12 protein-coding genes are annotated in these 15628 nt (G+C 34.5%); all 12 read left to right on the top strand.

Translation table 11 applies throughout. The annotated features are described in order from the left end of the window. Positions 1-2 precede the first annotated feature (2 nt). The 12 genes from M915_RS03040 (at position 3) to M915_RS07370 (ending at position 15112) form a co-directional block, all read left to right on the top strand. Positions 3-806 carry a protein-ADP-ribose hydrolase gene (locus M915_RS03040; protein ID WP_036729208.1) on the top strand — a complete coding sequence of 268 codons (804 nt, stop codon included), beginning with the start codon at positions 3-5 and terminating at the stop codon, positions 804-806. Beyond that, positions 790-1776: an SIR2 family NAD-dependent protein deacylase gene (locus tag M915_RS03035; protein WP_036729205.1), complete on the top strand. Its 987-nt coding sequence runs from the start codon at positions 790-792 to the stop codon at positions 1774-1776. Before M915_RS03040 ends, M915_RS03035 begins: the two co-directional genes overlap by 17 nt. A 190-nt stretch (positions 1777-1966) precedes the next feature. Beyond that, the gene (locus M915_RS03030) at positions 1967-2473 is read left to right on the top strand and encodes a hypothetical protein (RefSeq protein ID WP_036729203.1); all 507 of its coding nucleotides are present in this window, start codon (positions 1967-1969) and stop codon (positions 2471-2473) included. 443 nt (positions 2474-2916) lie between these two features. Beyond that, positions 2917-3012, top strand: coding sequence for a hypothetical protein (locus tag M915_RS07625; RefSeq protein WP_407636002.1), 96 nt, complete (start codon positions 2917-2919; stop codon positions 3010-3012). A 50-nt stretch (positions 3013-3062) separates the two neighbouring features. Further along, a complete protein-coding gene (locus M915_RS03025; RefSeq protein WP_036729200.1) occupies positions 3063-4217 on the top strand; it encodes an alpha/beta hydrolase in 1155 nt (384 codons plus the stop codon). Then, positions 4218-4976: an EFR1 family ferrodoxin gene (locus M915_RS03020; protein WP_036729197.1), complete on the top strand. Its 759-nt coding sequence runs from the start codon at positions 4218-4220 to the stop codon at positions 4974-4976. Positions 4977-5021: 45 nt separating this feature from the next. Further along, entirely contained in the window at positions 5022-5438 is a 417-nt protein-coding gene (locus M915_RS03015) for a DUF6608 family protein (protein ID WP_036729195.1), read from the top strand. 457 nt (positions 5439-5895) lie between these two features. Beyond that, positions 5896-7668 (top strand): DNA/RNA non-specific endonuclease, encoded by a 1773-nt coding sequence (locus M915_RS03010; RefSeq protein ID WP_036729192.1) that lies wholly within the window; start codon positions 5896-5898, stop codon positions 7666-7668. Between the two features lie 18 nt (positions 7669-7686). After that, positions 7687-8640 (top strand): C1 family peptidase, encoded by a 954-nt coding sequence (locus M915_RS03005; protein ID WP_036729190.1) that lies wholly within the window; start codon positions 7687-7689, stop codon positions 8638-8640. Positions 8641-8992: 352 nt separating this feature from the next. Continuing rightward, positions 8993-9289 (top strand): hypothetical protein, encoded by a 297-nt coding sequence (locus tag M915_RS03000; RefSeq protein ID WP_009222054.1) that lies wholly within the window; start codon positions 8993-8995, stop codon positions 9287-9289. A gap of 255 nt (positions 9290-9544) precedes the next feature. Beyond that, positions 9545-10924, top strand: coding sequence for an aldehyde dehydrogenase (locus M915_RS02995; protein ID WP_036729187.1), 1380 nt, complete (start codon positions 9545-9547; stop codon positions 10922-10924). A gap of 735 nt (positions 10925-11659) precedes the next feature. After that, a complete protein-coding gene (locus tag M915_RS07370) occupies positions 11660-15112 on the top strand; it encodes a Cna B-type domain-containing protein (protein ID WP_081689729.1) in 3453 nt (1150 codons plus the stop codon). Positions 15113-15628 lie beyond the last annotated feature (516 nt).

The following is a 15628-nucleotide window of genomic DNA, read 5'->3' as shown; positions in this document are numbered from 1 at the left end:
TTATGAATAAGAATGAACTACAAGAGCAAAGATTAAACTATCTTTTAGAGGAGTTTAAAGCTGACTCGGATAGATATAAGAATATGGAAATTCCGAATAATATAAGTGAGAAACGGAACATTCTCCGTTCTCTTATGAATGTCCGTATGCCGAAAAAAATGTCTGATGAAGTGATAAAAGTGCAAGATGAATATTTATCTTTTTGTGCTAAGGAAAAAGGAATCGTAAAGTTGTCGGATATTCCTGTGATTAGAGAAAATCTATCTATTTGGCAAGGGGATATAACAAGGCTTGAAGTCGATGCAATTGTTAATGCGGCGAATTCACAAATGCTTGGATGTTTTGTTCCGATGCACACTTGTATTGACAACCAAATTCACACTTTTGCAGGGATACAGCTTAGAGAAGAGTGTAATCATCAGATGGATAAGTTAAGAGAAAAATATGGAAGAAATTATGAACAACCCACAGCCATTCCTATGCTTACAGATGCATATAATCTTCCTGCAAAGAAGGTAGTTCATATTGTCGGTCCGATAGTATCACGTGTGCTTACTGAAGATTTAGAAAAAGATTTGGCAGATTGTTATACCAATACTTTAGATATGTGTTTAGAAAATGGGTTAAAAAGTGTTGCATTTTGTTGTATATCAACCGGTGTATTTCACTTTCCGAATAAAAGAGCGGCAGAAATTGCTGTAAAAACAGTTGAAAAGTGGTTGCTGCTGCACCCTAACTCAATGGAAAGAATAATTTTCAATGTATTTAAAGATGAGGACAAGAAATATTATGAAGAATTATTGTGATAAAAAGGATGGGTATAGAGAAACAATTCAGAATGGGTTAATTGGAGTTAGGAGCTTCAGCGGAAGTATATCTATAGGGAAAGGAACAAAAGAAGAACAACTTAAAATATTGAAAAATGAAATTCAAAATGCAGAAGCTGTCGTAGTTGGTGCCGGTGCAGGCTTATCAACTTCTGCCGGTATGATTTACAGCGGTGAAAGATTCGAAAAGTATTTCTTTGACTTTGCGAAAAAATATGGAATAAAAGATATGTATTCAGGAGGATTTTATTCGTTTCCTGATAGTGAAACAAAATGGGCGTGGTGGGCAAGAAATATATACTTCAACAGATATGTTGAGCCGCCAATACCGGTTTATCGAAAGCTGCTTTCTCTTTTGGAAAATAAAAATTACTTTGTGATTACAACAAATGTTGACCATCAATTCCAAAGAGCAGGATTTGATAAAAACAGATTATTCTACACCCAAGGAGATTTCGGCTTATTTCAAAGTATTAATTCCAAAAATCAAAAGACTTATGATAATAAAAATTGGGTTATAAAAGCAATGAAAGCTCAAGGATTTGTTAAAGATCAAAATGGTGTATTCTCAGTACCTGATGATGGAAGAATATCAATGCAAATTCCGGCAAGTCTCATTCCAAAATGCCCTGATGATAATTCAGATGTAACAATGAATCTTCGTGCTGATGACTCTTTTGTAGAAGATGAAGGGTGGCATAAAGCATCTGAAAAATACTACAATTTCCTTGAGAAAAATAGAAACAAACATGTTTTATTCCTGGAATTTGGAGTTGGGTCAAATACTCCTGTTATCATTAAATATCCGTTTTGGCAGATGACAATGACAAATGAAAAAGCTATATATGCGTGTATCAATTGTGGAGAGGCATTTTGTCCGCAAGAAATTGAAGGTAGGAGCATTTGCATAGATGGAGATATAGGAGAAGTATTAAACGATATAGAATAATCCGACTTGAAAAATGATAAAGTAGTGACAGCATGTTAGTATCATGATTGATACTGTTTTGATACTAAAAATAAGAAGAAGTGAGTTGTTGAATTTAGGTAAATTATTTTAAAAGCCTTCCATCGTTTTGCCGGGAGTCTTTGTGCAAATTGTGGTTGGTAAATTAGAGTTTTACAGAGGAGGAAATTTTATGGACATAATTCAGGCGATTCTTGATGGTATTGCCATAGCTGCTATCTTTAACGGAGCAGTGGCCGCTTTGGTACTCATTAATCCAAGATTCTTTTTTGATTCTTACCCAAAGGCCATTCAGAAGGCTGCGCCCGAACAAATGACAAAACAAGAGAAAAATATAAATAGTATAATAACCGTCATTATTGTTGGAATTTGTTTCATTTATTCAATAACAAGTCTTTTACATACGGGAATTATTGGCTTTTGGAACATATTTTGGATGGGATATATTCAGTGGAGCTTATTAAACTTAGGAGATTTTTTATTGTTGGACTGTCTGTTATTTCAGGGGAAATATAAGCAAAAAATTGTCATTCCCGGGACAGAGGGACACAAGGATTATGAATTTACTAATTGGATGAAACATTTGGCGGTTAAGGAACATTTTTTAGCAGCACCTTTTTTACTTATACCTATTGTATCGGCAATTCAGGCTTTGCTTGTCGGATTTTTAGGAAGATAGATTCGGGTTTGTGTAATAATTGAATAGTATAAATAAGGCACATGACTTTAAGATTAAAATCTTTCAGCTATGTGCTTTTTTCATGCAGGTTTTATATCTAGTGAAGCTTTAACACATATACCGTCTTTATAAAATTTCACACTGATTTATTCAAATAATATCTTAATTTTTTCAAATATATTATAAATCGACATTAAAGTATCGGTTTATATTTTATGCATGTTGTAAATGTGATCTTATTGACAGGAAATATAAGAAATATCAATTGTGTAATCTATGGGGATAAATATAGATGTAGCATGGCATCTTGTATTATGAATTTTAACATAGTATAATTAAGTATAATTTTGCATACCTATCATACTATGTATGGAAGGTAAATGTGAAATAAAAAAGATAGAAAATTACATGCGTGGACTACAAAAGTAGGAACTAAGGGACAAATTGTTATTCCGAAAGAGGATAGAGAAATTGTTTCTATAGAACCTGGAGATAATTTGCTCATACTTGGAGATGAAAGAAGAGAGTTGCAATTATGAATGGCGATATTGCAACAAAGTTTTGATTAGTATCCAAGAAGATTTGGGAGATGAAAGACGGTATGCTAAAAATTATTGCTGTATTACTTTTGCTTCTTGTTGTTTTTGTCGTACTCTATGCAATTAGAAATTTAAGTTATGATTATTCCGGAGAGAAGTTTAGAAAAAGCAGAGCTTTCAGTTTAGGGTTAAAAGAAAAACAGTTTTATTTGAATGATGGAAATGTCATAAATTATGTAGAAGGTCCAAACAATGGTTCGGCTATGTTATTATTGCACGGACAAATGGTAGATTGGAAAGATTATCGCTTTGTATTACCTGAACTGATAAAAGATTTTCATGTCTTTGCACTTGATTATTATGGATATGGAAAATCAAGTAAGAATCCTGATTTATATAATATTGAGCGTATCGGGTCTGATATTGCCTTGTTTATACAAGAAAAAATCGGATCAAATGCTATTATTTCGGGACACTCATCCGGTGCGTTGATTGCAGCTTATATTGCTGCTAAATATCCGGAAAATTTAAAAGCGATTATTTTAGAGGACGGACCGTTTTTTGCAACAGAAAAGGGACGTGCAGAGAACACATTTTCTTATAAAACTTTTCAAAATATTTACAATTATTTAGCTGAAAAACCTAATATCACTTACTTTGAATATTACTTAAACAATGATCCGATGCGTGCATTGTTTAACAAGGATGGAAAAGATAATTGGAATAAAATTGTGGCTAAACCTGCAATGAAAATATTTCGAAAGGATATGACAAAGATACCGATTATATGGTACTATACTCCTAAGTTAGGAGTTAATACTTTACTTCAATTGACAGCGAATTTACAGGATAAAACCGGTGATTATGATTTAAGGTTTGGAAGTACATTCTATGATTTTAGTTTTTTTAATTGCATAAAACAAAGAGAATTGTTAAAACAAATTCACATTCCAACTTGTATCTTTCATGTAAAGCCACCAAAAAACACAGCTCCTTCTTATTATAATGAAGAAGGAATTCTGATTTCTGCAATGGATGAAAAAGATGCCAAACTTGTCAAAGAGTTGATTCATGGTAGCATTTTAGTTGAAGGATTTGATTCTATGCACAATATTCATGTTGAAAAACCAAAGGAATATTTAAAAAAAGTAATAGAATTTTTAGATGATATAGATGAATTGAAAATTATAGGAGAAAACACATAAGTGATAGGAATTTATTTAAGTGGAACCGGAAATACGAAACACTGTGTTGAGAAACTGATATATTTGATAGATGATAAATCAAAGTGTCTTCCGTTAGAACATCCACAGATTGTGCATATATTAGAGAAGCATTGCACAATTGTTTTAGGATATCCGACGCAATTTTCTAATGCTCCATTTATGGTACGTGATTTTATTAAGAAAAACAGTTCTTTATGGAAAGGGAAAAAGGTGTTCTGTGTAAATACAATGGGGCTTTTTAGCGGTGACGGAACAGGATGTACAGCAAGAATTTTAAAGAAATATGGCGCAGAAATCCTTGGAGGTTTACAAATAAAAATGCCTGATTCTGTTTGCGATAATAAGTTGTTGAAAAAAGATATTGAAGAAAACAGACAAGTTGTTAAAAATGCAGATAAGCGTATTGAACAAGTTGCAGAACAAATCAGGTGTGGAAAATATCCTCAAGAAGGATTATCGTTCATAGCACATATTAAGGGACTCTTTGGACAAAGATTATGGTTTTATCATAAAACTTTGGGATATACTGATAAATTAAAAATAAGTGATGCATGTATTGGTTGCGGTTTATGCAGTAGAGAATGTCCAATGGGAAATATTAAAATAAAAGATAAGAAGGCAGTTTCAGGAGAACAATGTACAATGTGTTACAGATGTATAAGTTTATGTCCTCAAAAAGCAATCACATTGCTTGGAGATCAGGTAATTGAACAATGTCGATATGAAAAATATAAATGATTAATCTAAAGAATAAAGCAAATTGGAATTTATGGAGATAGAATTATGAAATCTATATGGAATAATTGGTTAAAGCAAGCGGTTTTTATTTATTCTGTTTTATACACAGTTGCAACTATTTCTAATAGTGCATTATATATTTTGAACGGGCAATACGAAGACCCTAATGGTAATTGGCATGAATTGGATAGAGCAATTATTGTATTTATCATGATTTTTGCATACATGTTGATTAAAAATTTGAAATTGAAAAACTATTGGTTTAAGGCTATTGCCGTATATATTCCAACACTACTGCTTGTGTTTGGATATGTTTGGATGACAGGACTTAGGGAACCTTTGTCACCCTCTGCATATAGAGATATATTCATAAATTATACGATGGGTTATGTGGCTGTTTCAGTAGCCGGAAGGATAAAAACTTATATTAAGCCTAAGAACAATGAGAAAAAGCAGGTTTGAAGGAGAATTGTTGGATTTAAGTAAATTGTTTGGAAAGTTTTCCGCCATTTTTTGGAGAAGATTTGTAGAAACACTAATTTGTATAATAATTGAATAGTAAACGAAGCACATGGTTTTAAGGTTAAAATCTTTCAGCTATGTGCTTTTTCTATGTTTATTTTATTTGGATATGAATAATTTGTAAGTAGAATTAAATTAAATTATTGAGAAAAAAAGTAAATAATTATACTCAAAAGTTTTACGATTTATTGCAATAAAGTAAAATGTGTAGTATTATTATAATAGAAAGAGGAATATTGTTTGATTAAAAATTTATATTTTATCTTTAAAAAATATAATATTTATGTGATATGACAATATGAATTTTCAAATTGTAAAAATTTAAACAGATATTATTTAAATTATTGAAAGTTTGTTTTAACTTTTAGTAATGTTCATAAAAGAAAGGAGTGGTTTTATGTTGCGAGGTATTATTGAAGAAAAGGAAATTTCTAAAGAAAGATTTGAAGCAAAACAGAATCAAATTCAGGAGCAGGCTTTAAAGCGATTTGTTGAAAATAATTCTAAAAGTGATACTGATGTTGAAGAGTTGAGTATTAAGAATAATATTTTAAAATCAAGAAGAAAGGTGCTTAATGAATATGATTCAATTGCTATGGAGCGGATTATGGGGAAAAGTGATCTATTTCCGATTTCCTACTTGCAGATGGGAATCAATTCCGGAGATTCTATATGTCGCATTCAGATTCGTGATGATAAAGGGAGTTTTATTGGTTCTGGAACCGGATTTTTAGTTTCGGAAAATGTACTGATGACTAATAATCATGTTATTGATAGCATGAAAACTGCTCTAAATTCCCTCGCTGAGTTTAATTATCAAGATGATGTGAACTTTATGCCTTGTACTACGTGCTCTTTTCGCCTAAACCCTGAACAATTTTTTATTACAGATGAGGAACTTGATTTTACATTGGTTGCACTTAAAAATAATCCTTCAAGTGAGAAAAGTCCTAAAGATTTTGGTCATCTTCACCTTATTTCTGAAGAGGGAAAAGTTCTTGAGGGAGAATATGTTTCCATTATTCAACATCCAAATGGAGGACCGAAGGCTGTCACCATCCGTGAGAATAAGGTCAGTTCTATATTTGATGACTTCATACACTATCTAACCGATACTGAACCCGGATCCTCAGGGTCTCCGGTATTTAATGATCAATGGATTGTTGTAGCTCTTCATCATTCGGGAGTATCTAATCCTAATAAAAAGAATGCATGGATTGCAAATGAGGGAATTCGCATCAGTTCCATTTCAAATTATTTTGCAAAGAAATTTGACACTTTTACTGCAGAAGAAAAGATGTTCATTAGGGAAATTTTCCCAAACTTGGATATTTGCAGCGAGCCGGATTCTACAAAACCTGCTCCTTCTCAAAGAGATATGGGATACGACAGCACGTTTTTTGGATTGGAGCACAGGGTTGAACTTCCGCAACTATCTGACGAGATGAAGAAGGATGTTTCCTGCATGAACAATGGGAGCTATGTTTTAGATTATACACATTTTTCAATTGTAATGTGTCGTTCGCGTTGCCTTGCTTATTTTACTGCTGTAAATATAGACGGAAATCAAGCTAAAAATATTAAAAGAAGTGGAGATAATTGGAACTTCGATCCGAGAATTCCTAAAGAAGCTCAGTATGGAGATGAACTATACGCTAAAAATGATTTAGATCGTGGTCACCTTGTAAGAAGATTGGATCCGGTTTGGGGAGATAATGCTATGCAGGCAAATAGTGACACTTTTCATTTTACAAACAGCTCACCTCAGCACAAGAACTTAAATCAAAAGATTTGGCTTGATTTAGAAAATTATATTTTGCAAAATGCGCAAAATCATAACCTTAAGGTCTCTGTTTTCACCGGTCCGATATTTCGAAGTGACGATATGATCTATCGAGGAAAATTTAAGATACCTGCAGAATTTTGGAAAGTTGCGGTTATGATTAAGGACAATGGAGAGATGTCTGCTACTGCATACCTTCAAACTCAGAAAAATATGATTGAAAATCTTGAATTTGCCTATGGAGAATACAAAACCTATCAGGTTCCCGTTGCTCGCATAGAGGAAATTACAGGATTGGACTTTGGTGAACTGTCAAAATATGATCCGATTGCAAACATTGAATCATCAGGTATGGCAATTAGAGCTCCGGAACATATTAAGCTTTAAAAGGAGGTAATTATATTTATGAAAGTATTTTATAGACAAAGAAGATTTATGATGGGCGATAAGGCCGGTGAACCGCTTACTACAGGTTGGCTACCTCCTCTTCCTGATATGAGAGACTACTCGAATGAACACCCTGTTATATCCGAGCTTTCTATGAAACTTGGTATCAACGGATCAAACAAAACGGAAATCGCAAACAGCCTTCCCGATAGTGTTGATCTTAGAGAATGGTGCTCGCCTGTGGAGGATCAGCTTAGTTTAGGTTCCTGTACGGCAAACGCCGTTGTCGGCATGGTGGAGTATTTTCAAAAGAGAGCATACGGAACCCATATCGAAGGTTCCAGGTTATTCGTATATAAAGCAACGAGAAAGCTCATGCTTTCAACCGGAGATTCGGGAGCTTGGCTTCGTTCGGCGATGGGTGCTCTCGTATTGTTTGGGGTTCCTGATGAAAAATATTTTCCGTACACATTTGACGGAAAAAATGTGAATCCGGATTGGGACAGCGAACCCGATGCTTTCCTCTATTCGCTTGCAAATCATTACTCGGCTATTAATTACTTCTGTCATGACCCGCTTGGTAAAAGAACGTCGAAAAAAGATGTTCTAAGAAATGTAAAGACATATTTAGCCGCAGGTATTCCGTCCGTGTTCGGATTTTTTGGCTTTCCATCTTTTGAGAATTCGGATTCTCCGGGCTCAATTCCATATCCTTGTAAAAATGAACAGGCGGAATGGGGGCATGCTGTGATGGCAGTGGGCTATGATGATGATAAAGTTATTATTAATACAAAGAATAATGAGAAAACAAAGGGAGCTTTGATGATACGAAATTCATGGGGAAAAACTTGGGGACAAAACGGTTATGGCTGGATTCCATATGATTATATATTGGACGGACTTGCAGAAGATTTCTGGTCTATTATTTCAATGGAATGGATAGACACTAAGCAATTCGGCCTATCATGTTGAGAAAGATAAAATATCTATATTTACCGAATAGTATAAGATTAAGTATACAGTGTTAAGTAAAAATCTGCCGGCTTGTGTAGTCGGCAGATTTTTTGTTATAGTTTTAGACACTTGAGTACGAAAAATGCAGAAAATAAAAACCACATACTTTATTATGAAAAATTATATTGCAGAAAAATATTTTTATAAACACAATAGAGTTTCAAAATAAACAGTTATAAGTAATATGCTCTGAACAGACAGAGCAAACAATAAGTCCGTATTTTTTGTTTAAACTTATAAACGAAGCTGAAATATGATATAATACCGGCAAATATTTAGAGAAAAAAATTTCAATTTGAGGTGGAGGAGTATGAAAAAAGGATGTAAGTATGTCGGGATAATTCTCAGTGCTATTTTACCGATAGTAACTCTAATGGATTTTAACGGTATTAATGTCGGTCATTTGTATAACTGGCTGTGGTGTGGCTTTTACGGTTGCATTATAGTTTGTATTTTGTCTAAATCAAAGATTTATAAGGCTGTGGCTATAATTTTGAATTTAATGGTAATTTCATTGTTGACACTCGGAGCTTTGATGGGTGGTATTTATGGATTGTGGATAATTTTACTTCATTTGCTGATTCCATTTTATTCGGCTTTAATTTAGTATTAATTATATCAATAAATTCAAATTTGCAGAGCTGAACAACTTAATAAATATAGTAAGTTTAGGAAACGGTAAATCAAATTGATTTACTGTTTTTGTTGTTTAAAAGCGGAAAGAAAATTGAAATAAACATCAATAAATCGAAAAATGTATACGCTTTGAAAATCTTTACACCTAATCATTTTTGAAAAATATATGATATAATTCGTTTAAGCAGGTGAAAGAATAAAGAGATATAATGAGGAGAAATAACCTATGATGGAAAAGAAAAATATAGAATTAAAAAATATTGTTGAAAAACAGAAAAATTTTTTTAACACCAATACAACAAAGCCTGTTGCATATAGAATCGAGATGTTGCAGAAGTTGAAAAAGGTAATCGAAGACCATGAGGAAGTTATCCTTTCCTCATTATATGAAGATCTTTCAAAATCTAAAGCGGAGGCGTATATGACGGAAATTGCAATGGTATATGGTGAAATACATGAAGCACTGAAAAATGTGAAGAAATGGAGTAGACCACAGAGAGTAAAGGGAACTCTCAGTACATTTCCGGCAAGAAATTATATTTATTCTGAACCATATGGTGTTGTACTTATTATGTCACCATGGAATTATCCGTTCAATCTGGCAATTGCACCATTAGTAGCTGCGATTGTGTCGGGAAATTGTGCGGTTATCAAATGTTCAAAAGAGAGCAGCCATACGTCAAAGGTTATTGAAAAAATTATTAACGAAACATTTGAAGAAAACTATATTTTTTGTGTAGATGCAAATATTGATTATGATGAGGTACTTTATCAGAAGTATGATTACATATTTTTTACAGGAAGCCCGAGAGTGGGGAAAATTATAATGCGTGCAGCAAGTGATAATCTTATTCCTGTTTCCTTAGAGTTGGGCGGGAAAAGTCCATGTATTATTGATGAGACGGCAGATATCGAACTTGCGGCAAAACGTATTGCATGGGGGAAATTATTAAATGCAGGACAGACATGTGTATCAATTGACTATGTTGTGGTGCATAGCAGCATAAAAGATGCATTTATTAAGGTTTTGCAAGAAGAAATCGTATTAAGATACTCTGATGCTGTAAATAATGAGACATATCCGAGAATCATTAATGAGCGTCACTATAAGAGACTATTGAATCTCATAAAAACGGAGAAAAATATAATTGGCGGTCAAAAGAACGATAAAGAGCGAAAGATTGGACCTACTATTTTTCCCGATGTGGATTTCAACCATGAAATCATGAAGGAAGAGATATTCGGACCTTTACTGCCTGTTATTGAGTATGATGATATAAACGAAGTGATTCATACAATTAAAAAACGAGAAAAGCCATTGGCATGCTATATTTTTTCACAGGAAAAGAAAAATTCGGATTATATTATTCACAGTATTTCTTATGGAGGGGGATGCGTGAATGATGTAATTCTTCAGACTGCAAACCATCATATGCCATTTGGTGGCGTCGGTTACAGTGGAATGGGGGCTTATCATGGAAAGAGTGGATTTGACATATTAAGCCATAAAAAAGGAGTTGTAAGGAATAAAACAATCTTTGATTTACCATTCAGATATGCTCCGTTTAATGAAGCAAAGTTTAAAAAAATAAAAGGCATGATGTAATGTATAATATATGGATGTTTTTTATATTGCTCTGTCATCTCTTGAATTGAGATGAGATTTCTCCGTTCCGTCCCTTCGGGACTACAGTCGAAATGACAAAAGAGTAGTGTCATCTCGACCGAAGAGGAGAAATTTATTCCCTCCTGTTATCTCGACTAAACACCGAAGGTGTGCATGGAGAGATCTCTTTCATATCATCATTTACCATACTTACACTTCTTTTATTATTGTGAGGGGGCGAAGGGAGTTGCGATTCTCCCTCTCCCCCATTACACCCTTAAAACGCTTTTGGGTTGTTTTTATAATGCCTTGTCATCTCGACCGGAAATGAACGGAACGTAGTGCAGTGAATTGAAGCGGAGAGATCTTTTCTTTTGTGGCATTGAAATTAAATTTCTCCATTCCAGCTTCGCCTTCAGTCGAAATGACAAGGGTGGTAAGTCAATGGGACTTCAGTCGAAATGACAAAGAAACATTGCCCTACTGACTTTTTAAAAGTGTATCACATGTATTTGATTGCTGTAAAAAAGTATACTTTAAGCGTAAATAATAATAGATTTTGCTGTAATTTTATGATATTATGACTACAATAAAATTGTTGTGCGATTTAATATGGATTTTTGATATGAGGAGGTAATATTTAATTTATAGATTAACTGTAAATTAAAATTTAAGTCTATTTCCAAAATTAAATAGCAAACTTTGAAAAAAACAAGGAAGGAGAATAAAAAATTAATGGGACAGAAAACAAAATTACAAAAAACAATAATTTTTTTCTTGGTTTTTTTAATGCTGTGTGGAGTTTTTGTACCGACACAAACCGGCAGTATGGTATATGCAGGAGAAGTACCGGGGAATGTAATTACCAAGGCATGGATTACAGATGATCAGGGAAACCCTTTTACAGAAGGCGCTGTGATTGGTCCATGGGAATCCTTTCGGATATACGCTGAATATACATTGCCGGACAATATAGTAAAAGAGGGTGATACTACTACGATGACCCTGCCGGTAGGATTTAAGACTGCATCTCCCGATTACTTTGAGATTAAGGATGGCGATAACTTAATTGCCACAGGAAAGCTCTATAATGAAAATCCCGGAAGAATTGTTCTCACATACACGAAATACGCGGAAGAGCATTCCGGTACTCATGGCTCATTTTACTTTAACGCTAACGTTAATATGTATACGCAAACTCAAACAGGTAAAATTCCGGTCACTCTTACGGTTAACGGAACAATCATCCCCGCAGGGAGTGTTAACTATAAACCTCCACAAGTTACCAACCAACCATTAACCAAAACGGGTTGGATGGATCAAAGTGATAAAACCATTGGACATTACGACATACGGATCAATCAAGATAACAATATTCTGGAGAGGGCAAAGCTTGTTGACACAATTCTGTCTCCGGGTGTCCAATATGTTGAAGGTTCCATCCGAATATTGCAGGGTAAGTGGAAAAATCTCGGAAATACTTTTTTGCTTGAAGGTCAAACGAATGTCACTGAAAAATTTAAGAATGAAGGCAGAATCAAATTTACGGGGAACCGTCTTACAATTGATGTAGGTGACGTTCCTGAAACAGAGGAAAAAAGAGGCTTCCAAATTCTCTATGACGTGAAACTGAGCTATCAACCCTTAGCCGGTGAAATAATTAAAAACAAAGCGGAACTTACAACTGGTGGCGGCGATCATGAGATTAGTGCCTCCTATCAAATAAAAGAAGCCGGCGGTGTTGGAGAAGGATATGTATATAAAATCCAGGTGCTAAAGACAGGTAAGGATAATACACCCTTAGCCGGTGCAAAGTTTGATGTTATTCGTGTTCGCAACAATCAAACAGTCGGAACAATTACTACAGATTCAAATGGAAGTGGTGAAATTGGAAATCTACTCAAAGATGAGTACAAGCTTGTTGAGACCGAAGCTCCTAAAGGTTACCAACGTTTAAAAGAGCCTATTGAAGTCAAAGTTAGTGACTTTGGAGATAACAAAATCGCACTCAAAACTATAGAAAATAAACCTGAAGAAAAGGTAGAAGTTTCTGTAGAAAAGAAATGGGTTGGACCTGCCAAAGATTCTGTTCTTGTAGAGCTTAAAAAAGTTGGAAGTAACGATGTTTTACAAGAATATGAATTAAAAGCAAGCGACAACTGGAAACATACATTTACAAACTTACCAAAATATGAAAATGATGGAACAGAAATCAAATACGAAGTAGTTGAAAAAACCGTACCGAATGGATATGAAGTATCTGTTTCAGGTTCAATGGAAAACGGCTTTGTAATCACAAATAAAAATGTAGAGAAAGTCGATGTTTCTGTAGAAAAGAGATGGGTCGGTGCAGTAGGAAATTCCGTAACTGTACAACTTAAGAAAGTTGGCGATGAAACTGTACTTCAAGAAAAAGAACTTAATGCAGCCGGAAATTGGAAACATACATTTAAAGACTTGGATAAATATGCACCGGACGGTTCACTTATTGAGTACAGGGTAGTAGAAAAAACCGTACCGAATGGATATACAGTTAGCTATGGAGTAGATTCAATAGGAACTTGTATAATTAAGAATACACAAAATAAAATAGAAGTAAAAGTAACGAAAAAATGGGAAGGTATAACAGAAAATTATCCTACCATTAAATTACAACTTTTAAAAAATGGACAAAAAGAAGGCGCTCCGGTTGAACTGACAAATGGAACTACAACTCATACTTGGACAAATCTTAATAAAACAGATGAAAATGGAATTGATTATGTTTACACAGTTAAAGAAGTAGGCGAAAACGGAAACAATATACAACTTGAGGGCAACTGGTACAAGGTTACTTACGGTGGAGACCAACAAACAGGATTGACTGTAACTAATAAGAAACTTAAACCATGGACACCGATGGAACCACCTTTTAGAGATTTAAAGGTTACTAAAGTTTGGAAGGATAAGGACAACAATAACCTAAATGCTCCTGTAGAAAAGATAGAAGTAGAACTATACAAGGATGGAGTAGCTACAGGAACAAAGTTAAACCTAACAAAGGCCAACAACTGGACAGGCGAATTCAAGAAACTACCTGTATCAGCAACTTTGGGTGGAGCAATTCATAAATATACAGTTAAAGAAGTTGGAGAAAGTGGTTTTGCAATTCAGTTTGAGGGCAAGTGGTATGGAGTAACTTATGGTGGAACAATGAAAGATGGCCTTACAGTTACTAATAAGGAAAAAACACCATGGACACCGATGATACCGCCTACAAGAGATATCAAGGTAACAAAGCTATGGGTAAACAGTAACGGAAATCCAATAGTTCCGCCGACAAATAAAATTATAGTAGAACTATACAAAGACGGAAAAGCTACAGGAAAAACACTTGAACTAAGCGAAAGTAATAATTGGAGCGGAGTATTTAAGAAACTTGAAGTAGCAAACGGACTTGGAAGTACAGACTACTATAAATACACAGTTAAAGAAGTAGGCGAAACAGCAGGCTCAATAAAATTCGACGGTAAGTGGTTTAACGTAAGTTATACAGGAAACATGAAAGACGGATTCACTATAACTAATCAAAAAGAAAGACCATGGACACCAATGGAACCACCTACAAGAGAAGTCAAGGTAACAAAGCTATGGGTAAACAGTAACGGAAGCTCAATCATTCCGCCAACAAATAAAATCATAGTAGAACTATACAAAGACGGAAAAGCTACAGGAAGAACACTTGAACTAAGTGCAAGCAATAACTGGAGCGGAGTATTCAAAAACCTTGAAGTGGCAAACGGACTCGGAAGCACAGACTACTACAGATACACAGTTAAAGAAATTGGAGAAAACGGCAATACAATTTTATTTGACGGGGAACTGTATAAAGTAGTCTATGGAGGAAATATGATAGACGGCTTCACAATAACCAATGAAAAAGAAGACCCGAAAACACCTCCAACACCGACACCAAACAATCCGACACCAAAAGAGCCCACACCAAAGAATCCTGAAAAACCGAACAATTCGATAATACCGGAAAAGAAAGTACCTGACATACCAAACAACAAACCGAAAGTAAACATAAACAAGACAATACCAAAGACAGGAGATATAACAAACATATCTCTATATATCGGATTGATGTTAGCGGCAGGAACATTACTGGCACTAATCGAATACAGAAGTAAAAAACAATCAAAATAAAAAGGAAAATAACAAATCCTTTTTAAACAATTAAAACAAACCATATAACAGAAAATAATTTCATTGTTGTAATTGGAGGACTATTCATTAAAGTGGATAAGTCCTCCTTTTTCTATGTTTATGTCATCTCGACTAAACACCGAAGGTGTGCATGGAGAGATCTCTTTCATATCATCATCATTTATCATAATTACATTTCTTTTATTATTGTGAGGTGGCGAAGGGAGTTGTGCGATTCTCCCTCTCCCCCTCACGTTCCCCCATTACACCCTTAAAACGCTTTTGAGTTGATTTTATTTGTTATGTATTGATTGGGATATGAACTTCTTTTTTATGACATTTGTATTGGATGAGATTTCTCCATTCCGGCTACGCCTTCAGTCGAAATGACAAGAGTGGTAGGCTAACAGGCCTCCAGTTGAAATGACAAGGGCGGTAAGTCAACGGGTCTCCAGTCGAAATGGCAAGGGCGGTAGACTGACATAATTCCGGTCGAAATAACAAGAAAGTATTATA

It is taken from the genome of Peptoniphilus mikwangii (assembly GCF_000468535.1).
In the GTDB taxonomy this organism is placed as follows: domain Bacteria; phylum Bacillota; class Clostridia; order Tissierellales; family Peptoniphilaceae; genus Anaerosphaera; species Anaerosphaera mikwangii.
This window is presented reverse-complemented; position numbering and strand designations above follow the sequence as displayed.

Excerpts from the sequence above, each read along its gene's own strand:
- M915_RS03040 (WP_036729208.1), top strand. The coding sequence starts at position 3 with ATGAATAAGAATGAACTACAAGAGCAAAGATTAAACTATCTTTTAGAG.
- M915_RS03035 (WP_036729205.1), top strand. The coding sequence starts at position 790 with ATGAAGAATTATTGTGATAAAAAGGATGGGTATAGAGAAACAATTCAG.
- M915_RS03030 (WP_036729203.1), top strand. The coding sequence starts at position 1,967 with ATGGACATAATTCAGGCGATTCTTGATGGTATTGCCATAGCTGCTATC.
- M915_RS03025 (WP_036729200.1), top strand. The coding sequence starts at position 3,063 with ATGAAAGACGGTATGCTAAAAATTATTGCTGTATTACTTTTGCTTCTT.
- M915_RS03015 (WP_036729195.1), top strand. The coding sequence starts at position 5,022 with ATGAAATCTATATGGAATAATTGGTTAAAGCAAGCGGTTTTTATTTAT.
- M915_RS03010 (WP_036729192.1), top strand. The coding sequence starts at position 5,896 with ATGTTGCGAGGTATTATTGAAGAAAAGGAAATTTCTAAAGAAAGATTT.
- M915_RS03005 (WP_036729190.1), top strand. The coding sequence starts at position 7,687 with ATGAAAGTATTTTATAGACAAAGAAGATTTATGATGGGCGATAAGGCC.
- M915_RS03000 (WP_009222054.1), top strand. The coding sequence starts at position 8,993 with ATGAAAAAAGGATGTAAGTATGTCGGGATAATTCTCAGTGCTATTTTA.
- M915_RS02995 (WP_036729187.1), top strand. The coding sequence starts at position 9,545 with ATGATGGAAAAGAAAAATATAGAATTAAAAAATATTGTTGAAAAACAG.
- M915_RS07370 (WP_081689729.1), top strand. The coding sequence starts at position 11,660 with ATGGGACAGAAAACAAAATTACAAAAAACAATAATTTTTTTCTTGGTT.